The 21,507-nt window shown below is 74.5% G+C and carries 18 protein-coding genes; 7 read left to right on the plus strand and 11 right to left on the minus strand.

All coding sequences use genetic code 11. The annotated features are described in order from the left end of the window. Positions 1 to 80: 80 nt before the first annotated feature. Positions 81 to 1,028 carry an NUDIX hydrolase gene (locus DER29_RS23435; protein WP_121399811.1) on the minus strand — a complete coding sequence of 316 codons (948 nt, stop codon included), beginning with the start codon at positions 1,026 to 1,028 and terminating at the stop codon, positions 81 to 83. Between the two features lie 144 nt (positions 1,029 to 1,172). Here DER29_RS23435 and DER29_RS23440 point away from each other — a divergent pair, with 144 nt between their 5' ends. Beyond that, the gene (locus DER29_RS23440) at positions 1,173 to 1,490 is read left to right on the plus strand and encodes a PspC domain-containing protein (protein WP_121399812.1); all 318 of its coding nucleotides are present in this window, start codon (positions 1,173 to 1,175) and stop codon (positions 1,488 to 1,490) included. A gap of 7 nt (positions 1,491 to 1,497) precedes the next feature. Here the strand turns inward: DER29_RS23440 and guaA are convergent, their stop codons facing one another. Next, positions 1,498 to 3,051, minus strand: coding sequence for a glutamine-hydrolyzing GMP synthase (gene guaA, locus DER29_RS23445; RefSeq protein ID WP_121399813.1), 1,554 nt, complete (start codon positions 3,049 to 3,051; stop codon positions 1,498 to 1,500). A gap of 294 nt (positions 3,052 to 3,345) precedes the next feature. Here guaA and DER29_RS23450 point away from each other — a divergent pair, with 294 nt between their 5' ends. Continuing rightward, complete coding sequence (locus DER29_RS23450) at positions 3,346 to 4,044, plus strand: bacteriorhodopsin (protein WP_148710102.1); 699 nt, start codon at positions 3,346 to 3,348, stop codon at positions 4,042 to 4,044. Positions 4,045 to 4,048: 4 nt separating this feature from the next. After that, the gene (locus DER29_RS23455) at positions 4,049 to 5,131 is read left to right on the plus strand and encodes a Brp/Blh family beta-carotene 15,15'-dioxygenase (protein WP_158619076.1); all 1,083 of its coding nucleotides are present in this window, start codon (positions 4,049 to 4,051) and stop codon (positions 5,129 to 5,131) included. A gap of 44 nt (positions 5,132 to 5,175) precedes the next feature. Here the strand turns inward: DER29_RS23455 and DER29_RS23460 are convergent, their stop codons facing one another. After that, complete coding sequence (locus tag DER29_RS23460; protein ID WP_121399816.1) at positions 5,176 to 6,873, minus strand: FAD-dependent oxidoreductase; 1,698 nt, start codon at positions 6,871 to 6,873, stop codon at positions 5,176 to 5,178. A 135-nt stretch (positions 6,874 to 7,008) separates the two neighbouring features. On the opposite strand from DER29_RS23460, the gene DER29_RS23465 reads away from it, so the two are divergent. Next, positions 7,009 to 8,127, plus strand: coding sequence for an LCP family protein (locus tag DER29_RS23465; RefSeq protein ID WP_121399817.1), 1,119 nt, complete (start codon positions 7,009 to 7,011; stop codon positions 8,125 to 8,127). Between the two features lie 38 nt (positions 8,128 to 8,165). On the opposite strand, the gene DER29_RS23470 is transcribed toward DER29_RS23465, so the two are convergent. The 4 genes from DER29_RS23470 to guaB all read right to left on the minus strand — a co-directional run bounded on the left by DER29_RS23470 (position 8,166) and on the right by guaB (position 13,972). Next, positions 8,166 to 9,629 carry a M1 family metallopeptidase gene (locus tag DER29_RS23470; RefSeq protein WP_121399818.1) on the minus strand — a complete coding sequence of 488 codons (1,464 nt, stop codon included), beginning with the start codon at positions 9,627 to 9,629 and terminating at the stop codon, positions 8,166 to 8,168. A gap of 172 nt (positions 9,630 to 9,801) precedes the next feature. After that, positions 9,802 to 11,211, minus strand: coding sequence for a M1 family metallopeptidase (locus DER29_RS23475; RefSeq protein ID WP_121399819.1), 1,410 nt, complete (start codon positions 11,209 to 11,211; stop codon positions 9,802 to 9,804). Between the two features lie 49 nt (positions 11,212 to 11,260). Further along, positions 11,261 to 12,379: a GuaB3 family IMP dehydrogenase-related protein gene (locus tag DER29_RS23480; RefSeq protein WP_121399820.1), complete on the minus strand. Its 1,119-nt coding sequence runs from the start codon at positions 12,377 to 12,379 to the stop codon at positions 11,261 to 11,263. Between the two features lie 30 nt (positions 12,380 to 12,409). Continuing rightward, on the minus strand, positions 12,410 to 13,972 hold the full coding sequence (gene guaB / locus DER29_RS23485) for an IMP dehydrogenase (RefSeq protein ID WP_121399821.1): 1,563 nt from the start codon (positions 13,970 to 13,972) through the stop codon (positions 12,410 to 12,412). A 185-nt stretch (positions 13,973 to 14,157) separates the two neighbouring features. Between guaB and DER29_RS23490 the strand changes: the two genes are divergently transcribed. Continuing rightward, a complete protein-coding gene (locus tag DER29_RS23490; protein WP_121400151.1) occupies positions 14,158 to 14,568 on the plus strand; it encodes a DUF5319 domain-containing protein in 411 nt (136 codons plus the stop codon). Between the two features lie 123 nt (positions 14,569 to 14,691). On the opposite strand, the gene DER29_RS23495 is transcribed toward DER29_RS23490, so the two are convergent. After that, the gene (locus DER29_RS23495; protein WP_121399822.1) at positions 14,692 to 15,516 is read right to left on the minus strand and encodes a helix-turn-helix transcriptional regulator; all 825 of its coding nucleotides are present in this window, start codon (positions 15,514 to 15,516) and stop codon (positions 14,692 to 14,694) included. Positions 15,517 to 15,768: 252 nt separating this feature from the next. On the opposite strand from DER29_RS23495, the gene DER29_RS23500 reads away from it, so the two are divergent. Next, positions 15,769 to 16,152 (plus strand): WhiB family transcriptional regulator, encoded by a 384-nt coding sequence (locus DER29_RS23500; protein ID WP_089003203.1) that lies wholly within the window; start codon positions 15,769 to 15,771, stop codon positions 16,150 to 16,152. A 98-nt stretch (positions 16,153 to 16,250) separates the two neighbouring features. On the opposite strand, the gene DER29_RS23505 is transcribed toward DER29_RS23500, so the two are convergent. The 3 genes from DER29_RS23505 to groES all read right to left on the minus strand — a co-directional run bounded on the left by DER29_RS23505 (position 16,251) and on the right by groES (position 19,981). Beyond that, positions 16,251 to 17,837 (minus strand): molybdopterin-dependent oxidoreductase, encoded by a 1,587-nt coding sequence (locus DER29_RS23505; protein ID WP_121399823.1) that lies wholly within the window; start codon positions 17,835 to 17,837, stop codon positions 16,251 to 16,253. A 112-nt stretch (positions 17,838 to 17,949) separates the two neighbouring features. Continuing rightward, positions 17,950 to 19,596, minus strand: coding sequence for a chaperonin GroEL (gene groL / locus DER29_RS23510; protein WP_121399824.1), 1,647 nt, complete (start codon positions 19,594 to 19,596; stop codon positions 17,950 to 17,952). A 70-nt stretch (positions 19,597 to 19,666) separates the two neighbouring features. Further along, entirely contained in the window at positions 19,667 to 19,981 is a 315-nt protein-coding gene (gene groES, locus DER29_RS23515) for a co-chaperone GroES (RefSeq protein ID WP_121399825.1), read from the minus strand. A 249-nt stretch (positions 19,982 to 20,230) separates the two neighbouring features. Between groES and DER29_RS23520 the strand changes: the two genes are divergently transcribed. Beyond that, positions 20,231 to 21,472: a methyltransferase domain-containing protein gene (locus DER29_RS23520; RefSeq protein ID WP_121399826.1), complete on the plus strand. Its 1,242-nt coding sequence runs from the start codon at positions 20,231 to 20,233 to the stop codon at positions 21,470 to 21,472. The last annotated feature ends 35 nt before the right edge of the window (positions 21,473 to 21,507 follow it).

Here is a 21,507-nt window from a genome sequence, read left to right on the forward strand (position 1 = left end):
TAGTCGCAGCGGGTCCGGCGTGTCGCCCGGTCGACCTCATGATCGACGAACAGGGAGGGAGTTCCTCGGGGACGGGGCGGTCAGGCCAGGCGGGCGGCCTGGACGGCTTCCGCCGTCACCTCCGTCAGGCGGTCGGTGGGAAGGGCACCCAGCTCTTCGCGGCCGAACCAGCGGGCCTCGCAGGTGGAACCGCCGACGTCGGCGACGGTGGGCGGGGCCGGCTTGTCGACCACGACCCGGTAGAAGGCGCGGACGCCGTGCCAGTCGATCGGATAGCCCTCCGGGCCGAGGGAGGCCGCGTCCCGGTGGCTGGCCACGCCGAGCAGCTCGACGAGCCGGCCGGTCTGCCCGGTCTCCTCGACCAGCTCCCGGATCAGGGCGGCGCCGGGCTGCTCACCGTAGTCGGTGCCGCCGCCGGGCAGGTGCCAGCAGCCCGCGCCCGGGTAGCCGTCGGAGACCCGGGTGAGCAGCACCCGGTCGTCCGGGTCGGTCACCACGGCGTACGCGGCGAAGCGCTGGGCCCGGTGCAGCCCGTCGGGGCCGGGGACGGCATAGAACGAGGGGAACTCCGGCGCCTCGTCGGGAACGATGTCGGCGGACGAGGCGGGCAGGCCCAGGGCCCGCGCGGTGAACGACCGCAGCGGCAGCTCGCTGGCCTCCTCCGGGGTGAACCAGCGGGCCAGGTCGGTCGGCCGGTCGACCCGGTCGGCGAGCGTCCCGCCGCGCACCGACACCTGGTAGATCAGGCGGTCGGTGTGGATGGTGATGCCCCGCTCCGGCAGCGCCCGCATGTCGGCGAGCACGTCGTGCAGGCCCGCGACGGTGACGGAGAGGCCGGTCTCGGCGGCGGTCTCCCGGACGACGGTGTGGTGCGGGTCCTCACCGTGGTCGACCGCCCCACCGGGCAGCGACCACGTGCCGGGGGTGCCGGAGCGCTCCGATGCGCGGACCAGCAACACCCGGCCGACTGAGTCAGCACAAACTGCGTATGCCGCGATCCTGCGGAGCGGCTCCAGCATGGTGGTCACGGGGCCAAATTCTCCCCGGCCCGGGTTACCTCCATCGAAAAGAGTCAGATTCCTGACTGAATGCTCGCGCCTCAGGGACGGGTCAGGGTAGGGATCCGGGCGGTCACCGAGGCCGGTCCGACGACCGGCGCGGACCGTGGAGACATGACCTACACCGCCCCTCCCCAGCCCCCGTACAAGCAGCTCCGTCGGCCCGTCACGGACCGGATGATCGCCGGTGTCGCCAGCGGCCTCGGCCGGTACTTCGCCGTCGACCCCACCCTGGTCCGGGTGGTCTTCGCCGTCGCCGGCCTGCTCACCGGCGGGCTCGCGCTGCTCGCGTACCCGATCATGTGGTTCCTGATGCCCGAGGAGCCGGCCGACGCCCCCGCCTGGCCGCACCCGGCGCAGGCCGCGCCGCCCACGGTGGCGCAGCCGACCGTGGCGCAGCCCACGCCGCCGACCTACCCGCCGGCGGCGTGAGGCGGGATCACTCCCACTCGATCGTGCCCGGCGGCTTGCTCGTCACGTCCAGCACCACGCGGTTGACCTCGGCGACCTCGTTGGTGATCCGGGTGGAGATCCGGGCGACCACCTCGTAGGGCAGCCGGGACCAGTCCGCGGTCATCGCGTCCTCGCTGGAGACCGGCCGCAGCACCACGGGGTGCCCGTAGCTGCGGCCGTCGCCCTGCACCCCGACGCTGCGCACGTCGGCCAGGAGCACCACCGGGAACTGCCAGACGCCCCGGTCCAGGCCGGCGGCGGTGAGCTCCTCGCGGGCGATCAGGTCGGCCCGCCGGAGCAGGTCGAGCCGCTCCCGGTCGACCGCGCCGATGATCCGGATGGCCAGTCCGGGGCCCGGGAACGGGTGCCGCCAGACCATCGCCTCGGGCAGGCCGAGCTGGAGGCCGAGCGCCCGGACCTCGTCCTTGAACAGCGTGCGCAGCGGCTCCACCAGCGCGAACTTCAGGTCCTCCGGCAGGCCGCCGACGTTGTGGTGGCTCTTGATGTTGGCGGTGCCGGTGCCGCCGCCGGACTCCACCACGTCCGGGTAGAGGGTGCCCTGGACGAGGAACTCGACGTCGCCGTGGGCGGCGACCTCCCGCGCCGCGGCCTCGAAGACCCGGATGAACTCCCGACCGATGATCTTGCGCTTCTGCTCCGGGTCGGTCACCCCGGCCAGGGCGTCGAGGAACCGCTCCTGCGCGTCGACCACCTTGAGCTTGATGCCGGTGGCGGCGACGTAGTCCTTCTCCACCTGCTCGGCCTCGCCGGCCCGCAGCAGGCCGTGGTCGACGAAGACGCAGGTGAGCTGGTCACCGACGGCCTCGTGCACCAGCGCGGCGGCGACGGCCGAGTCGACCCCGCCGCTCAGGCCGCAGATGACCTCCTTGTCGCCGACCTGCTCGCGGATCCGGGCGACCTGCTCGTCGATGATGTTCTCGGGCGTCCAGGTCGGCTCGATGCCGGCGATGTCGTGCAGGAAGCGGCGCAGCATCTCCTGGCCGTGCGCGGTGTGCCCGACCTCCGGGTGGAACTGCACGCCGGCCCGGCGGCCGGCCACGTCCTCGAACGCGGCGACCGGCGCCCCCGCCGACTCGGCGGTCACCGTGAAGCCCTCCGGGGCCTCGGTCACGCAGTCGCCGTGGCTCATCCAGACCGGCAGGTCGTCCGGCAGTTCCCGCAGCAGCACCCCGGCCTCCGGGCGGGCGCGCAGCGGGGTGCCGCCGTACTCACGGTTGCCGGTGCGGGCCACGGTGCCACCGAGCGCCTGGGCCATCGCCTGGAAGCCGTAGCAGATGCCGAAGACCGGCACCCCGGACGAGAACATGCCGGCGTCGATCTGCGGGGCGCCCGGCGCGTAGACGCTCGACGGGCCGCCGGAGAGGATGATCGCGGCCGGGTCCTTCGCCAGCATCTCGGCGACCGGCATCGAGTGCGGCACGATCTCGGAATAGACGTTGGCCTCACGCACCCGACGCGCGATGAGCTGGGCGTACTGGGCTCCGAAGTCCACCACGAGGACGGGGCGAGGCGTGCTCATGGGAGCAAATCCTACCGACGGCGCCGCCGGGCCCCCCGCCGGTCCGCCCCCACGCCGCCGTCGCGGCGGAGGTGACGTCGGCCACCGTACGGACGGTCCGGCGCGCCACCGCCCTCCCGATGGGAGCCATTAGTCCTGTATGCGCTTTTTGACCTGTATACGGTGTCCGTACCGCCCGCCACCGGCTCACGCACGGGACTCCGACGGGTTCGGACGGTGCCCGGCCGTACGCCCGGGTCGTCAACAGCGGCAGCCGGCGGGCGCGGGGCGTCGGGAGTCGGCCGGGGGGTGGGCATGACCGAGTGGTGGCTGTGGATGTACGTCGCCGCCATGGCGGGCGGGGTCGTGCTGTTCAGCCGGTGGAGCGCGGATCCGCGGGGCGTTCCCCGCAGCGAGTACCGGGTGGCGATCGCCATCCCGCTCTGGTCCGGCTTCTGGTACCTGATCCTGGCACTGGGCGCCGGCACTGCGGAGGTGGCCGGCCACACGCTCTACTGGGCGCGGTACGTCGACTGGGCGGTCTCCTCGCCCCTGTTGCTGGTGGCGCTGATGCTGACCGCGACGCACTCGCTGCCCGGACGCTGTTGGGGACTGACGGGCGCCCTCGTCGGGGCGAACCTGGTGGTCTTTCTCTGCGGGCTGGCCGCCGAACTCGCGGCGAACGACACGATCCGCTACACCCTCTTCACGATCGGGGTCCTGGCCCTCCTCGGGCTCTACGGCCTGATCTGGGGACCGCTACGCGCCCACGCGCACCGTCAGCCGGAAGGGATCGCGGCGGTGTACACGGAGGCGGCCCTGCTGCTCAGCGTGCTCTGGGTGGGCTACCCCGTGTTCTGGATGATCGGCCCAGCCGGTGTCGGCCTCGTCAGTTCCGCCACCACCAGCCTGCTCTTCGTCCTGCTGTCCATCCTGACGAAGGTGGGCTGGAGCATCCTCGATCTCGGCCGGCTGCGCGCCCTGTCCGCCCGTGATCAGCTCACCGTCGTCTGACCCGGTGTCCGGGTCCGGCCCCCGGGTGCCGGTGTCGGACGACCGGGCGTCCGCCCGGACCCGACGACCGCCGGCGGGCGCGGCGGAGGGCCCGGGGCGGCGGGACCGGCTGCTGCGGCGCGTCGGCACGGCGACGCAGCTCGCCCTCGGCGGGCTGCTGGCGTGGTCCCCGCTGATCGACGCCGCCGGGCCGGGCGGCTCGCCGGCCTTCCTGGTCGCGGGACTGCTCCTCGGGCTCCCGCACGGCGCGGTCGACCATCTCGTGCCCGCCCGGCTGTCGGCGCGCGCCCGGCCGCTGTCGGCGCGGGTGGCGCTGCTGGCGGCCTACGCCGCCGTGGCCGGCGCCGGGCTGACGGTCTTCCGGGCCGCGCCGGACCTGGCGCTGGTCGGGTTCCTCATCGTGTCGGTCGTGCACTTCGGCACCGCCGACGTGGCGTTCCACGCCGAGCGGGACCGCCGGCCGGCCCGGCCGGGGGTGACGGCCGTGCTCGCGTACGGGGGACCGCCGGTGGTCGTCCCGTTGGCGCTGTGGCGGGAGCAGGTCGACCCGTTGCTGGCGGCGGTGGCCCCGCAGGCACCGGCGCTGCTCACCGACGAGGTGCGGGCGCTGGCACTGGCCACGGTCCTGTGCGCGGTCGCGGCCACCGCGATCCGGGACGTGCGAGCGGGACGCGCCCGCGACGCCGTCCCACCGGTCCTGCTCGTCGGACTGTTCGGCACCGTGCCGCCGGCCCTGGCCGTCGGGGCGTACTTCGCGGTCTGGCACTCCTGCCGCCACGTCGCCCGGCTGCTGCGGCACGACCCGCGGAACACGGCCGACCTGGCGGCCGGACGGGTCGGACCGCCGCTGCGTCGCTTCGCCCGGCAGGCGGCGGCTCCCACGGCGGTCGCGCTCGCCGCCCTGCTCGCCCTGGTCACCTGGCCCGGCCACCGGGCGGACCCGCTGCCCGCGACGTTCGCCGTGCTGGCCGCGCTGACCCTCCCGCACGCGGTGCTGGTCGCCTGGGCGGACCGACGCGGGCCCGGGCCCTCACGCCGGGCGGGTGACGGGCTGCTCCCCCGCCGGGGTGCCCGGCGCCGCGGTTGACCGGGCACCGGGCCCTGGTCACCTCCGCCGGGCGCCCGGCCTGGTCACCACCGCAGGGCACCGGGGGCGTCGGCCGGGACCGCCGGGAGGCGGGGTGCCACCGGCGCCAACCGGCGGTACGGCGCACCGAGCGGCGGCCTCGGGTCCACGTCGCCCTTGTTGGGCCAGAAGGACATCGCGCGTTCCGCCTGGGCGGTGATGGTCAACGACGGGTTCACCCCGAGGTTCGCCGAGACCGCCGCGCCGTCCACCACGTGCAGCCCCGGGTGGCCGAACACCCGGTGCCACGGGTCGATCACACCGTCGGTCGGGGTGGCGCCGATCACCGCTCCGCCGAGGATGTGTGCGGTCATCGGAATGTCGAACGGCTCGGTCAGGGCGCCGCCGGGCGTACCGCCGATCTCCTCGGCCAGCAGGCGGGCCGCCTGGTTGCCGGCCGGGATCCAGGTCGGGTTGGGCGCGCCGTGACCCGGCCCGGAGACCAGGTGGCGGCCGAACGGGCCGCGTCGCAGCCGGGTGGTCAGCGAGTTGTCCACCGACTGCATGACCAGGGCGATCACCGTCCGCTCCGACCAGCCGCGCACCGACAGCAGCCGGGCCGCCGTGCCGGGCTGGCGCAGCAGGACCCCCACCCAGCGGCGGAGCCGGCGCGGCCCGCCGTCGACCAGCAGCGACTGGAGCAGGCCCATCGCGTTCGAGCCCCGGCCGTAGCGGACCGGCTCGATGTGGGTCTGCGGGTCGGGGTGGAACGAACTGGTGATCGCCACCCCCTCGGTGAAGTCGAGCCCCTCGGAGCGGGCCCGCCGGCGGGGCACTGAGGCGCCGAGGATCGCCTCCGAGTTGGTCCGGGTCAGCTCGCCGAGGCGGGGCGAGAGCGCGGGCAGGGCACCCTCCGCCTTCATCGTGTGCAGCAGCCGCTGGGTGCCGAGCGCCCCGGCCGCGAAGACCACCTGGTCGGCGTGGATCACCTGCCGCCGCGCGCGCAGCCAGGCTCCCGTGCGCACGGTGTGCACCGCGTACCCGCCGCCGTCGGCCGGCCGCACGGCGGTGACCGTGGTCAGCGGGTGCACCCGCGCGCCCAGCCGCTCCGCCAGCCACAGGTAGTTCTTCACCAGCGTGTTCTTCGCGCCCCGCCGGCAGCCGGTCATGCACGCGCCGCAGTGCGTGCAGCCGGTGCGCTCCGGCCCGGCGCCGCCGAAGTAGGGGTCGGTGGCCCGCTGGCCGGGCCGGCCGATGAACACGCCGACCGGGGTGGCGTGGTGGGTGTGCCCGACCCCCATCCGGTCGGCCACCGCCCGCATCGCCCGGTCCGCGCGGGTGACGAGGGGGTACGTGGTGGCGCCGAGCATCCGCTTCGCCTGGTCGTAGTGGCCGGCGAGCTCGTCGCGCCAGTCGGTGACGTCCCGCCACTGCGGGTCGGTGTAGAAGGCGTCCAACGGCTCGTAGAGGGTGTTGGCGTAGACGAGCGAGCCACCGCCGACCCCGGCGCCGGAGAGCACCAGCACGCCGCCGCCCGCCTTCCGGTCGGCCGGGCGCAGCAGGGTGAGTCGCTGGAGGCCGTAGCAGCCGAGGCGGGGTGCCCACAGGAACCGCCGCAGCCGCCAGGAGGTCTGCGGGAACTCGTCGTCGGCGAAGCGGCGCCCGGCCTCCAGCACCCCGACCGAGTAGCCCTTCTCGGCCAGCCGGAGCGCGGTGACGCTGCCGCCGAAGCCGGACCCGATGACGAGCACGTCGTACCGCATGACCGCATCATTACCGCTCGGTAGCCATCGCGCCAGCGCCCGATTTCGCGGGATCATGCTCCCGTCCGCGATCCGGAGGCGCCCGCCCGCAACTCGGTGCCCCCGTCGGGGCGTTGTCATTACCGGGGGTGTCGCATGACTCAGCGGACAGGGGCGCCACGCCCTCGATGGGTGCTGGGGCTCGCCGCCCTCGCGGCCGTGGTCCTGGTGGCCGTGGCCACCCTGGTGGTCACCCGGCTCGTCCGCGACGACGGGCCGCGGCGCGCGATCGGGCCGACGGGCGGCACCGGGACGCCGCAGGCCAGCCCCACCCCCAGCCCGACCGCGCCCCCCGGTGCCGGCATCACCGGCCCGCTCAACCTCCTGCTCGTCGGGGTGGACACCCGGGTCAGCGTGCCGGGCTGGGAGCCGCACGGCGACGCCGTGCTGGTGCTGCACGTGCCGAAGGGCCTCGACCGGGCGTACCTCTTCTCCCTCCCCCGCGACCTGCTGGTCGACATCCCGGCCTTCCCGAAGGCCGGCTACCGCGGCGGGAGGACCAAGCTCACCCACGCGATGAGCTACGGCAGCCGGGTGCCCGGCAAGCCCAAGCAGCCGAGCACCGCCCAGGGGTACGAGCTGCTGCGCAGCACGGTCAGCGGCTACACGGGGCTGCGCTTCGACGCCGGCGCGGTGCTCACCTTCAACGGCTTCGACCGGCTGGTGGACACCCTCGGCGGGGTGGACCTCTACGTCGACCAGCGGGTGGTCTCGCTGCACCGCCGCCCCGACGGCCGGCACCGGGAGCCCGCGCCGGGCGGCGGGGGCTACGTCGGGCCGCAGATGGTCTACGAGAAGGGCGAGCGGCACCTCACCGGCTGGCAGGCGCTGGACTACGCCCGGCAGCGCTACGTCACCGGCGGCGGCTACGCCCGGCAGCGCCACCAGCAGCAGCTGATCAAGGCACTGGCCACGAAGATCCTCGGCGAGGACCTGGCCCGGCAGCCGGAGCGCGTCCAGCAGGTGGTCGACGCGCTCGGCGACACCCTGGTCTACGCGGGCGGGCCGCGCGTCGTGGACGTCGCGTACGCCCTCGGCGGGCTCACGCCGGAGAGGTTCGTGCTGGTCGACCTGCCCGGCGCGGGCGTCGGCAAGGGCAGCGGCTACCGGGGCGAGGAGCTCACGTCGACCGGGCGGAAGTTCCTCACCGAGCTGCGCGCCGGCCGGGCCGACGCCCACCTCGCCGCCAACCCGAAGCTGCGCATCACGCGCTGAGCACCGTCACCGGCGCTCGTGCGGGCGGAGGTGGGCCGTCACCGGCGCTCGGGGCGGGCGGGGCGCTGCGTGCCGTACAGCCACGCCTCGAAGAGGTCGTCGAGCTGCTCGCCCGAGACCCGCTCGGCCAGCGCGACGAACTCGGCCGTGGTCGCGTTGGCGTCGCGCTTCTGCGCCGCCCAGGTCTTCAGAATCTCGAAGAACGCCTTGTCGCCGACGGCCACCCGCAGCGCGTGCACGGTCATCCCGCCGCGCTGGTAGACCGACTCGCTGAACAGGTTCTCCGCCCCCGGCTCGCCCGGCGGCGTCCGCCACACCTGGCCGGACGAGCCGGCGTAGCGAGCGTCGAACGCCTGCTGGGCGGTGCGCCCGCCGTCGTGCTCGGCCCACAGCCACTCGGCGTACGTCGCCAGGCCCTCGTTGAGCCAGATGTCCTGCCACTTCGCCAGCGACACGCTGTTGCCGAACCACTGGTGCGCCAGCTCGTGGGCGACCACGCCGGTGTTCTCGCCGCCGGAGAAGAAGCTCGCGGAGTAGACCGGGCGGCTCTGCGTCTCCAGGGCGTACCGGATCCGGGCGTCGGAGACCACCACGCCGCCGTACGCCCCGAACGGGTACGGTCCGAACACGCTCTCCAGGTGGTCGGCCACCTCGACCGTGTCGGCGATCGACCGGTCCGCCGCGCCCTCCGGCAGGTCGGTGGTGACCGCGTGGAACACCGGCCGCCCCTTGTGCTCGCCCTCGGTGATCCGGAACCTCCCGATGACGACGGTGCTCAGGTAGCTCGCCATCGGGCTGCGCTCGGCCCACTTCCAGGTGGTCCAGCCGCCGGTGGTGCTCCTCCCCGCCGGCACACCGTTGCTGACCGCCGTCAGCCCCTTCGGCACGGTGATCTCGAAGTCGTAGGTGGCCTTGTCCGAGGGGTGGTCGTTGACCGGGAACCACGTGCTCGCCGACTCGGGCTGGCCGAGGGCGATCGCCCCCTCGTCGGTGTGCAGGAAGCCCCCGACGCCGAGGGCCTCGTTGCGCAGCGGCTCCGGCTCCCCCTCGTACGCGATCTCGGCGACGAAGCCGTTGCCCGCGATCAGGCCCCGGGCCGGCGTGACGACCAGCTCGTCGCCCTTGCGGGCGTGCTTCGCCGGGGCCCCGTCCACGGTCACCGACCGCACGGTCAGCCCGGCCAGGTCCAGGTTGAACGCGGACAGGTCGCCGGTCGCCGCCGCCTGCACGATGGTGGTCCCGGTGAGCCGGTCCTCCGCCGGGTCGTAGCGCACCTTGACGGTGTAGCGGCTGACGTCGTACCCGCCGTTGCCGTAGGTCGGGAAGTACTCGTCGCCCGCGCCGGCCGCCCCGGGCGTGAACTGGCGCGACGCCCCGGGCGTGGAGGTGCCCGGGGTCGGGGCCGGGGCCGGCTCGTCGGCCGACCCGCATCCGGCCAGCCCGAGCGTCCCGGCCAGCAGCAGGCCGGTGCCCGCGCACAGCGTCCGCCGCGACAGCGTCATCGCCTCGTCCCTCCCTGCGCCGCCGGCTGCCCCACCGGCGGCCCCCTGGCGGACCCGCGCCCGGCGGGTGCCGCTCGCCCGGGCCGGCGGCGCGGAAGCGGCCGGTGCGGCGCCGGGGTCCGGCGGGCAGCCTACCGAGCGCCGCCGGAAGCCCGGGCCCTGCCCGCCCGGCTCACGGCAGCGCGGGGGCGCTCCCGCCGACGAGCCAGGCGTCGAGGAGCGGACGCAGGGGCTTCCCGGCGACCCGCTCGGCCAGCGCGACCAGGTCGTCCGTGGTGGCGTTGCCGTCGCGCCGCTCGGCGGTCCAGGTCCGCAGGATGCGGAAGAACGTGTCGTCGCCGACCGTGCGGCGCAGCGCGTGCACGGCCAGCGCGCCGCGCTTGTAGACGGCCGAACCGAACAACCGGGACCGCCCGGGGTCGACGGACGGCCGGGACCAGTCGGTCGCGGCGTACTCCAGCTCGAAGGTGCGCTGCGCGGTGCGACCGCCGTCGTGCTCCTCCCACAGCCACTCCGCGTAGGTGGCGAAGCCCTCGTTGAGCCAGATGTCGCTCCACCGGCTCAGCGCCACGCTGTTGCCGAACCACTGGTGGGCCAGCTCGTGCGCGACCACTCCCGGGTTGGGCCGCCCGCCACGGAAGAAGCCCGGCCCGTAGACCGGTCGGGACTGGGTCTCCAGCGCGTAGCCGATCCGGCCGTCGGTGACCACGACCCCGCCGTAGGAGTCGAACGGGTACGGCCCGAACCGGCTGGCCAGAAAGTCGGCGATCTCGCCGGTGCGGGCCAGCGAGGCGGCCTCCGGCCCGGTCGCCGGCAGGCTCGCCGGGACCGCCGTGACCATCGGCTTGCCGGCGTGCGTGCCGCTGCGCACCCGGTAGTCACCGATCACCAGGGTCGTCAGGTAGCTGGCCATCGGCGACCGCTCGGCCCAACGCCAGGTGGTCCAGCCGGCGGCGCTGGTCCGCTCCCCCGGCACCCCGTTGCTCAGCGCGGCCAGCCCGTCCGGCACGGTCACCTCGATGTCGTACGTGGCCTTGTCAGACGGGTGGTCGTTGACCGGGAACCAGGTGGCCGCCGACCAGGGCTGGCCGAGGGCGATCGCGCCGTCGGCGGTGTGCAGGAAGCCGCCGCTGCCGAGTTGCCCGTCGGCCTTCGCCGCCGGCACGCCGGAGTAGTCCACCTCGACGGTGAACCGGGCGCCCTCGGGAAGGCCGTCGCGCGGGGTGACGACCAGCTCGTCGCCGTCGCGGGCGGATCCGGCCGGCCGGCCGTCGACGGCCACCCGCGACACGTCCAGCCCGGCGAGGTCCAGATTGAACCGGGACAGCGTGCCGGTCGCGGTGGCCGTGAGCGCGGCCCGCCCGGCGAGCCGGTCGGTCGCCGGGTCGTAGCGCACGGCGAGGCGGTAGCCCGCGACGTCGTAGCCGCCGTTGCCGGCCCCCGGCACGTACGGGTCGGCGAGGTCGGCCGCTCCCGGCCGGAAGCCGCCCGGCTCATCGCCGTCGGTGCAGGCCGCGAACACCAGGGCCGCGACGACGGCGACGGCGAGCGCGGGGCGGATCCGACGGCGGGTACGACGCACCGGCCGAGCCTATCGGCGCGGCCGGTGCGGGTGGTGCTGCTTGCGCAGGTCAGCGGTCGAGGACCAGGCCGACCTTCTGGAACTCCTTGAGGTCGCGGTAGCCGCACTTGGCCATCGCGCGGCGCAGGCCGCCGAAGAGGTTGAGCTGGCCGTCCGGCTCGTCGGCAGGGCCGAAGAGCAGCTGCTCCATCGAGCCGAGCGGCTCGCCGGCGGTCTCGAACGCGCCCCGGGGCAGCGACGGGTGGCTGGCGGCGGAGTGCCACCAGGCGCCGCCGGCCGGCGCCTCGGCGCAGAGCGACAGCGGCTCGCCGAGCATCACCGCGTCGGCGCCGCAGCCGAGGGCCTTGGCGATGTCGCCCGAGGTCTGGATGTCACCGTCGGCGATCAGGTGCACGTACCGGCCGCCGGTCTCGTCGAGGTAGTCCCGGCGGGCCGCCGCCGCGTCGGCGATCGCGGTCGCCATCGGCACCCGGATGCCCAGCACCGACTCGGTGGTCGACCACTCGTCGCCGCCGATGCCGACGATGACGCCGGCCGCGCCCGTACGCATCAGGTGCAGCGCCGTCTTGTAGTCGGTGCAGCCGCCCACGACGACCGGGAGGTCCAGGTCGGCGATGAACTCCTTGAGGTTGAGCGGCTCGTCGGTGGTCGAGACGTGCTCGGCGGAGACGATGGTGCCCTGGATGACCAGGATGTCCACGCCGGCGTCGAGGATCACCGGGGCCAGCGCCAGGGTGTGCTGCGGGGAGACCCGCACCGCCACCGTGCCGCCGCCGGCGCGCAGCTCGCGGACCCGCTCGGCGATCAGGTCGGGGCGGATCGGCTCCGCGTAGACCTCCTGGAGCCGCTTGGTGGTGCGGGCCTCCTCGTCGAGCCCGGACAGCTCCTCCAGGACCTTGGTCGGGTTCTCGTAGCGGGTCCACAGGCCCTCGACGTTGAGCACGCCGAGGCCGCCCAGCTGGCCGAGCCGGACGGCGGAGGCCGGGCTCATCGTCGCGTCCGAGGGGTGCCCGACGCAGGGGATGCCGAACTGGTACGCGTCGAGCTGCCAGGCGGTGGAGACGTCGTCGACGTCCCGGGTCCGGCGGCTCGGCACGATGGCGATGTCGTCCAGGTGGTAGCCGCGCTGCGCGGTCTTGCCCAGCCCGATCTCGACCACGTCACGCATGGGGGACTCCAGTTGTCGCAGGGGGGATGGTCAGCGGGAGTGGTAGTTGGGCGCCTCGACCGTCATCTGGATGTCGTGCGGGTGGCTCTCCTTGAGCCCCGCCGCCGTGATCCGGATGAGCTGACCGCGGCGGTGCAGCTCGGGGATGCTCTCCGCGCCTACGTACCCCATCGCCGCGCGCAGCCCACCGGTGAGCTGGTGGGCGACCGCGGACAGCGGGCCCCGGTAGGGCACCTGGCCCTCCACGCCCTCGGGGACCAGCTTGTCCTCGGCGAGCACGTCCTGCTGGAAGTAGCGGTCCTTGGAGTAGGACTTGCCCTGGCCCCGGGACTGCATCGCGCCGAGCGAGCCCATGCCCCGGTAGGCCTTGTACTGCTTGCCGTTGATGAAGATCAGCTCACCGGGGCTCTCCTCGCAGCCGGCCAGCAGGCTGCCCAGCATCACCGTGTCGGCGCCCGCGACGAGCGCCTTGGCGATGTCGCCCGAGTACTGGATGCCGCCGTCGCCGATGACCGGGACGCCGGCCGGCCGCGCGGCGCGCGCGGCCTCCATGATCGCGGTGATCTGCGGTACGCCCACCCCCGCGACGATCCGGGTGGTGCAGATCGCGCCCGGCCCGACGCCGACCTTCACGCCGTCGGCGCCCGCCTCGACCAGCGCCCTGGCGCCGGCGTAGGTGGCGACGTTGCCGCCGACGATGTCGATCGTCACGTCCTTCTTGAGCTGGCGGACCATGTCCAGCACGGCCCGCTGGTGGCCGTGCGCGGTGTCCACGATCAGCACGTCGACGCCCGCGTCGACAAGCGCCCGGGCCCGCTTGTACGCGTCGTCGCCCACCCCGACGGCGGCGGCGACCCGCAGCCGGCCGGCGTCGTCCTTGGTGGCGTTCGGGTACTGCTCGCTCTTGGTGAAGTCCTTGACCGTGATCAGCCCGCGCAGCCGGCCCGAGTCGTCGACGATCGGCAGCTTCTCGACCTTGTGCCGGCGCAGCAGGTCGAGGGCGTCGTCCTTGCTGACCCCGACCTGGGCGGTGACCAGCGGGGTACGGGTCATGATCTGGTGGACCGGGGTGGCCGGGTCGGAGACGAACCGCATGTCGCGGTTGGTGACGATGCCGACCAGCTGGCCCTCGCCGTCCACGACGGGCACGCCGGAGATGCGGTAGCGCCCGCAGAGGGAGTCGACGTCGCGCAGCGTGTCGTCGGGGCTGGCGGTCACCGGGTTGGTGATCATGCCGGACTCGGAGCGCTTCACCAGGTCGACCTGGAGCGCCTGGTCCTCCAGGGAGAGGTTGCGGTGCAGCACGCCGATGCCGCCCTGGCGGGCCATGGCGATCGCCATCCGGGCCTCGGTCACCGTGTCCATCGCGCTGGAGAGCAGCGGGATCGACAGGTCGATGTTGCGGGTCAGCTTCGTCACGGTGTTGACCCGGCTGGGCACCACGTCCGACTCGCCCGGCTGGAGCAGCACGTCGTCGAAGGTCAACCCGAGCGGAACCACCCGGGCGGAACCGGCGGGCAACTCCGGCAGGTGGCCGCCCAGCTCGCCGTTGTCGGCGCCGGCCGGAAGATCGGTGCTGGGCGAAAATTCCACGATTGCTCCCCTGAGCTGCTCGGACGGGCTTCAGCGAGGTGGCGCGGGCGGGCACCGGCACACGCCGGGTGACGGCGCGTCGTCCCATCGTACCCACCGACCTGGGCCGACTCCGGCCGGTGGCGGCGCAGGTCACCGACGGCCGGGGGCGGACGCGGCCCTGGCGTTGGGTCTACGGTGAGGGGGTGCACGACGAGCCCATCGACCCCTTCAACGGCGACCCGGCTGATCCGGCCGCCGGCCTGCACGATCCGGGCGACGACGCCCCGCTCGACCCGCTGACGGACGTCGAGCGACAGGACGTGCTGGAGGATCTCGCCGACCTGGAGATCTACCAGGCGCTGCTGGCGCCGATCGGGGTGCGCGGGCTGGTCATCGAGTGCGAGGACTGCCGGGAGCCGCACTACTTCGACTGGGACCTGCTGCGGGGCAACCTGCGCCACCTGCTCAGCTCGGGGCGTCCCCGGGTGCACGAGCCGGCCTACGACCCCGACCCGGACCACTACGTCACCTGGGACTACGCCCGCGGCTACGCCGACGGGGTGCACGACACCCTGACCGAGGGCGCCGACGAGGAGCCCGACACCGAACGCTGAGGCGGGCCGGGGCCGCACCGGGTGGGCTCAGGCCGCCCGCCCGGCTCCGCGCGCCGGGGCCCTCTGGCCGGCCGGACGGCTCAGGCCACCAGCCCGCGCGCCGAGGCCCTCCGGCCGTACGGCTCAGGCCACCAGGCCGGCGCGGAAGCCGGCCGCCACGGCGTGCGCGCGGTCCCGCGCGCCGAGCTTGCGGAACAGCCGCCGGGCGTGGGTCTTCACGGTGTCCTCCGAGACGAACAGCTCCCGGCCGATCTCGGCGTTGCTCTTGCCCTCCGCCATGCCCAGCAGCACCTGGAGTTCGCGTTCGGTGAGCCCGACCTGGGACCGGCCGCCGCGCGGGCCGGGCCCGCCCCGCCGCCCCGGGGGCGTGGTCTCCGCCGGCTCGTCGGCGGGCTCGGCCGGGTCGTCGCCGCGCTGCGCCGGCACCACCGTCGGCGTGCCGCCCGGGCCGTCGGGGGCCGTCGCCGACCAGGTGGGACCCGGTTCGGCAGGCGGCCGGCCGGCCTGGCCGGTACGGGCGGAACCGCCGACCGCCGCGGTGTCCCGGGCCGGGTCGGTGACCGGGCGCCGCGTCGCCCGGCCGGGCGACGAGAGCAGCAGCAGGGCCTTGGCCACCGCGCTGGTCAGGTCCTGGTCGACGCCCTGGATGAGGCCCCGGGCGCCCGCGCTGATGGTGGCCGCGGCGGCCTCCGACTCCTCGGTGCCGAGCAGCAGCACGGAGGCCTGCGGCGCGCGGGCGAGCACCCGCCGGACGAAGCCCGCGCTGTCCGGCCGGGTGAGGGCCGTGTCCGCGAGCACCACGTCGGCGGGGCGCTCGGCCAGCCGCAGCATCACCTCGGGATCGGAGACCGCCGTCCGCACCACGGCGGACAGCCCGAGCCGTGCCGCCGCGGACGCGAGATGTTGCGCCGCGAGCGGTGTCCGAACGCACACGAGAACCGTACGCACAGTGGTCTCCTCTCCGTCGAGAAGCAGACCATGACCGGGTCGGGTCGCGAGGGGGTTCGGGCAATCCAACGAACTTTTCCGACAAGTGGGGCATATGCCGCCAGTTGCCGGAAGTTTTCGATCACAGGTGTGTGAGCCGGCGACGCCCCGGGTACGGAGGTCCCAGGCCGGAAACGGCGCGCCTGCGCGGACCGTCGCCCGGACGCCGATTCACCAGGATCTGCGCGGTGCCGCGCGGGAGGAGGGGTGCTGATGTCGAACGTACGCAGACTGCCCGGACCCATCGTCGACCTCTGGGACTGGCAGCGGCTCGGTGCCTGCCGGGGCCGGGACAGCGCGCAGTTCTTCCACCCGGACGGGGAACGTGGCTCGTCCCGCCTGCGCCGGGAGTCCGGCGCGAAGGCCGTCTGCCGCGCCTGCCCGGTCCGGGCCGAGTGCGCCGCCCACGCCCTCGCCGTGCGCGAGCCGTACGGCGTGTGGGGCGGCTTCAGCGAGTCGGAGCGGCTGCGGCTGCTCGCCGTCGGCTGGGAGGACCTGGCCGACCGCCGCCAGAGCCGGGTGGACGTGGCCCGACTGGAGGCCCGCCTGGGCCAGCCGCACCGGTCGACCGTCCCCGCCCAGCGCAAGATCGCCTGAGCCGGCGGCCTCCGAGACCACACCGACGCCGCGTCCCCGCCCGGGGACGCGGCGTCGCGGCGTTCCGGCCGCGCACGAACCCCGTCGCGGGAGGGCGCTCAGCGCACCGTGACGGTGACGGTGTGCCAGCCGGTGGCGCCGTCCGGGGCGACCGCCTGCCGCCGCCCGGTCTGCGTCTCGCCGGTGACGTCGGTCGCCCGGACGGAGAGGGTGTGCTCCCCCGGCGTGGCGTCCCACCGCCACGACCACTGGACCCAGGTGTCCACCGAGACCACGGGAGCCAGCTCCGCCTCGCGCCACGGCCCGTCGTCGACGCGTACCTCGACGCGGCGGATACCGCGGTGCTGCGCCCAGGCCACCCCGGCCACCGTGACGGCGCCGGCGGTGAGCCGGTTGCGTGGGCGGGGCGTGTCGATCCGGGACTGGGTCTTCACCGGCCCCTGCGCCGACCAGCCGCGCGGCACCCAGTACGCGTCGAAGTCCGCGAAGCTGGTCAGCTCCAGCTCGGTCACCCACTTGCAGGCCGACACGTAGCCGTAGAGGCCGGGCACCACCATCCGCGCGGGGAAGCCGTGCCGCACCGGCAGCGGCTCGCCGTTCATCCCCACCGCCAGCAGCGCGTCGCGCCCGTCCCGGAGCACGGCGGTCGGCGTGCCGCAGGTCCACCCGTCCACCGAGCGGCCGACGACCTGGTCGGCGCCCTCCTCCGGCTCGGCCTCGTCGAGCAGCTCCCGGATCGGCACGCCCAGCCAGCGCGCGTTGCCGACGAGGTCCCCGCCCACCTCGTTGGAGACGCAGGCGAGGGTGACGTACCGCTCGACCATCGGGCGGGCGAGCAGGTCGGCGAAGCTCAGCTCGATCTCGTTGCGTACCCGGCCGTGGATGCGCAGCCGCCAGGTCTCCGGGTCCACCTGGGGCAGCACCAGCGCGGTGTCGATCCGGTAAAAGCCGAAGTTCGGCGTGACGTACGGGGCGAGCTGGGTCAGCGACAGGTCCGCCCCCGCCGGCACCGCCGGGGCGGGCGCCACCGGCGCGGGCAGCGCGACGGCCTCCCGGGCCGCCGACACCCCCCGCCGGCCGGCGAGCCACCGACCGCCGAGCCCGGCCACCCCGGCCGCGCCGACCAGCAGGCCGGCCCCGGTCAGGAACCGTCGCCGCGACGCCGGGTCGCTGGGCTCCAACGGCTGCACAGGCGCCGCGGCGGGCGGCGGCGTGGGCGGTGCGGTGGGCGGGGACCAGGGCCACGGGTCGAGTTCGAGCGGACCGGCGACGAAGGCCCAGAGCACCGCCGCCCCGAGCCCGGCGCCGACCAGCGAGGGCAGCGCGTCGAGGGGCCCGGCGCCGGCCCGCGTGACGGCGGCGGCCACGCCGAGGGCGGCGAAGGCGGCGATGCCGGCGAGACCGATCGCCAGCCGGCGCAGGGAGAGCACGCCGAGCAGCGCGGCGAAGGCGGCGAGCAGCAGGCCCGTCCCGACCAGCAGCGCGATCTTGTCGTACGTGCCGAAGAGCGCGATGCCGAGCTGCTTGAGCGGCTCGGGCACCGTGTCGACCACGAGCCCCCCGACGGCGACCAGCGGCGCCGAACGGGGACCGGTCAGCACCGCCACCAGCTCGGCGGAGCCGATCGCCACCGCGGCGGCGGTGACCCCGGCCAGGGCGGCGTAGCCGCGCGTCGTGCTGCTCATCGGGCCAGTGTTTCCGATGCACCGGCCGGCCGGTAGTCGCGCCGGCGCCCGCAAAGGCGTCGGGGCGCACCGTCACGCGGACGGTGCGCCCCGACGAGGCGTACGGCGAGGGTCAGAAGCCCGGGCCGTGCTGGTGGCCGTGGCCGTGGCTGTGGCCGTGCCCACCGGCGGCGGCCGGCTCGGCCTTCTCCGGCTTCTCCACCACGAGGCTCTCCGTGGTGAGCAGCAGGCCGGCGATCGACGCGGCGTTGGTGACCGCGTTGCGGGTCACCTTCACCGGGTCGACGATGCCGGACTTCGCCAGGTCGACGTACTCGCCGGTGGCGGCGTCGAGGCCGTGGCCCCACTCCTTGCCGGCGACCTTGTTCACGACGACGTAGCCGTCGTGGCCGGCGTTCTGGGCGATCCAGCGCAGCGGCTCGACCAGCGCCTTGCGCACGATCGAGACGCCGACCTTCTCGTCACCGGTGAAGCCGAGGTCGTCGTCGAGCACCGACAGGATCTGCACCAGGGCGGCGCCGCCGCCGGGGACGGTGCCCTCCTCGACCGCGGCCTTGGTCGCGGCGATCGCGTCCTCGATGCGGTGCTTGCGCTCCTTCATCTCGACCTCGGTCGCGGCGCCGACCTTGATGACCGCGATGCCGCCGGACAGCTTGGCCAGCCGCTCGGCGAGCTTCTCCCGGTCCCAGTCGGAGTCCGAGGCCTCGATCTCCTTGCGGATCTGCGCGACCCGGTCGGCGACCTCGCTCGACTTGCCACCACCGTCGACGACCGTGGTGTTCTCCTTGTCGACCACGACGCGCCGGGCGGTGCCGAGCACCTCCAGGCCCACCTGGTCGAGCTTGTAGCCCAGCTCGGGCGCGACCAGCTCGGCGCCGGTGAGGATCGCCATGTCCTGGAGCATCGCCTTGCGCCGGTCACCGAAGCCGGGGGCCTTGACCGCGCAGACCTTGAGGGTCTTGCGGATCGAGTTGACCACCAGCGTCGACAGCGCCTGGCCGTCGACGTCCTCGGCGATGATCAGCAGCGGCTTGCTGTTCTGGAGGACCTTCTCCAGCAGCGGCAGCAGCTCCTCGATCGCCGAGATCTTCTGCGTGGTGATGAGGATGTACGGGTCCTCCAGGACCGACTCCTGCGACTCCACGTCGGTGACGAAGTTCGGCGAGATGAAGCCCTTGTCGAACTGGAGACCCTCGGTCACGTCCAGCTCGGTGTGCAGGGCGGAGCCCTCCTCGACGGTGATGACACCGTCGCGGCCGACCCTCTCCATCGCCTCGGCGATCAGCTCGCCGATCGTGGCGTCCTGCGCGGAGATCGTCGCGACGTGCGCGATCGACTTCTTGTCGGCGACCTCGACCGCGCGGCCGAGCAGCGCCTCGGAGACCTTGGCGGCCGCCGCGTCGATGCCCCGCTTGAGGCCGGCCGGGTTGGTGCCGGCCGTGACGTTGCGCAGGCCCTCGCGGACCATCGCCTGGGCCAGCACGGTGGCGGTGGTGGTCCCGTCGCCGGCGACGTCGTTGGTCTTGGTCGCCACCTCCTTGACCAGCTGCGCACCGAGGTTCTCGTAGGGGTTGGTGAGCTCGATCTCCTTGGCGATGGTCACGCCGTCGTTGGTGATCGTGGGCACACCGAACTTCTTGTCCAGGACGACGTTGCGCCCGCGCGGGCCGAGGGTGACCTTGACCGCGTCCGCGAGGGCGTTGACACCGTGCTCGAGCAGGTGCCGGGCGTCGTCCGAGAAGCTCAGGATCTTCGCCATGAATGTCCCTTCGAAGCGACGTCGCCCCGGCCCGGCGAGCCGGACCGGGGCGACGACACTGATCGGTTGCTTACTTCTCGATGACCGCGAGGACGTCGCGGGCGGAGAGCACCAGGTACTCCTCGCCGGCGTACTTGACCTCGGTGCCGCCGTACTTCGAGTAGATGACGGTGTCGCCGACGGAGACGTCAACCGGGATCCGGTTGCCCTTGTCGTCGATCCGGCCCGGGCCGACAGCGAGGACGGTGCCCTCCTGCGGCTTCTCCTTGGCGGTGTCGGGGATCACGATGCCCGACGCCGTGGTGGTCTCAGCCTCGTTCGCCTGGACCAGGATCCGGTCCTCGAGCGGCTTGATCGCAACCTTGGTCGCGGTAGTCACGGGCATACCCTCCTGGGGTACTGGTTTCGTTACCGGTCGGCGAGCCGACCGGCGTCAATCTGCCACATGCCACCGGGCGGGGCCGTCGTCGCGGGTGCCGGTCCGCCTGGCGTTCAGCGCCCGGGCCACGAGGCCCGGAAGCTGGCACCCTCGGGGTGAGAGTGCTAATCGCAGGTTATTCCTCGGCTAGCACTCCGTCAAGGAGAGTGCCAACCCGCCGGCCGGCGCGTCGGGTCCGCCGACCACAATGGCCGGGTGGATCTCGACCAACTCGCCGCCCTGCGTACGCCCGAGGGGTCGGCCGCGCTCGCCGCGGCCGCGCGGGTGGCCGGCGGCGACCCGCTGACCGCGGCGGCCGCGCTCCGCTCGACCGGGCTGCCGGCCGGCCTGGCGTCGGCCGCCCTCACCCAGGCCGAGTTACGGCGCCGGGCGGTCGGCAAGTTCGGGCCGGCGGCGGCGGGGATGTTCCTCACCCGGGCCGGGTTGGAGCAGGCCACGCGGGGCGTCGTCGCGGCACGGCGGGCCGAGCGGCTGCGGGCCGCCGGGGTGCGCACGCTCGCCGACCTCGGCTGCGGCCTCGGCGCGGACGCGCTCGCCGCGGCCCGCGCCGGCATCCGGGTGTACGGCGTGGAGGCCGACCCGCTGACCGCCGCGATGGCCGCCGCGAACGCCGCGGCGGCCGGGCTGGCCGAGCTGTTCACGGTGGAGTGCGGCGACGCCACGGCGTTCGACGTGGACCGGGTCGACGGGGTGTTCTGCGACCCGGCGCGGCGCAGGGCGGGCACCGGGCGGCGCATCTTCGACCCGAACGCCTACTCCCCGCCCTGGGACTTCGTGGTCGGGCTGGCCGAGCGGGTGCCGCACACCGTCGTGAAGGTGGCGCCCGGCATCGACCACGCGCTGGTCCCGGCGGGCGCCGAGGCCGAGTGGGTGAGCGTCAACGGCGACCTGGTCGAGGCGGCCCTGTGGTGCGGCGAGCTGGCGCAGGTCCCCCGCCGCGCCACCCTGCTGCGCAACAGGCAACGGCCCCCCGTCGACGCCTCCGGCGCGGGAGGGGGGCCCGCCGATCGGCCGGCCGGTTCCTGCCAGCTGACCGGCTCCGGGGCCGCCGAGGCCACCGTCGGCCCGGCGCGCCGGTTCCTGTACGACCCCGACCCGGCGGTGGTCCGCGCGCACCTGGTCGCCGAGCTGGCGGAGACGCTGGGCGCGACGCTGGCCGACCCGAGCATCGCCTACCTCTACGCGGACGCGCCGACGCCGACGCCGTTCGCCCGCTGCCTGGAGGTCACCGACGTGCTGCCGTTCTCGCTCAAGCGGCTGCGGGCGCTGCTGCGGGAGCGTCGGGTCGGGCGGGTGGAGATCCTCAAGCGCGGGTCCGCCCTGGAGCCGGAGAAGCTCCGCCGGGACCTGCGGCTGGCCGGGGACGAGGCGGCCAGCCTGGTGCTGACCCGGGTCGCCGGGGCGCCGACGGTGCTGCTCTGCCGGCCGGTCGGGTAGCGCGCGAGACCGTGGGCGCCGGCGTCGACCGTCCG

Source organism: Micromonospora sp. M71_S20 (assembly GCF_003664255.1).
Taxonomy (GTDB): Bacteria; Actinomycetota; Actinomycetes; order Mycobacteriales; family Micromonosporaceae; genus Micromonospora.

Excerpts from the sequence above, each read along its gene's own strand:
- DER29_RS23440 (WP_121399812.1), top strand. The coding sequence starts at position 1,173 with ATGACCTACACCGCCCCTCCCCAGCCCCCGTACAAGCAGCTCCGTCGG.
- guaA (WP_121399813.1), bottom strand. The coding sequence starts at position 3,051 with ATGAGCACGCCTCGCCCCGTCCTCGTGGTGGACTTCGGAGCCCAGTAC.
- DER29_RS23450 (WP_148710102.1), top strand. The coding sequence starts at position 3,346 with ATGACCGAGTGGTGGCTGTGGATGTACGTCGCCGCCATGGCGGGCGGG.
- DER29_RS23460 (WP_121399816.1), bottom strand. The coding sequence starts at position 6,873 with ATGCGGTACGACGTGCTCGTCATCGGGTCCGGCTTCGGCGGCAGCGTC.
- DER29_RS23465 (WP_121399817.1), top strand. The coding sequence starts at position 7,009 with ATGACTCAGCGGACAGGGGCGCCACGCCCTCGATGGGTGCTGGGGCTC.
- DER29_RS23470 (WP_121399818.1), bottom strand. The coding sequence starts at position 9,629 with ATGACGCTGTCGCGGCGGACGCTGTGCGCGGGCACCGGCCTGCTGCTG.
- DER29_RS23480 (WP_121399820.1), bottom strand. The coding sequence starts at position 12,379 with ATGCGTGACGTGGTCGAGATCGGGCTGGGCAAGACCGCGCAGCGCGGC.
- DER29_RS23500 (WP_089003203.1), top strand. The coding sequence starts at position 15,769 with ATGTCGAACGTACGCAGACTGCCCGGACCCATCGTCGACCTCTGGGAC.
- DER29_RS23505 (WP_121399823.1), bottom strand. The coding sequence starts at position 17,837 with ATGAGCAGCACGACGCGCGGCTACGCCGCCCTGGCCGGGGTCACCGCC.
- groL (WP_121399824.1), bottom strand. The coding sequence starts at position 19,596 with ATGGCGAAGATCCTGAGCTTCTCGGACGACGCCCGGCACCTGCTCGAG.
- groES (WP_121399825.1), bottom strand. The coding sequence starts at position 19,981 with ATGCCCGTGACTACCGCGACCAAGGTTGCGATCAAGCCGCTCGAGGAC.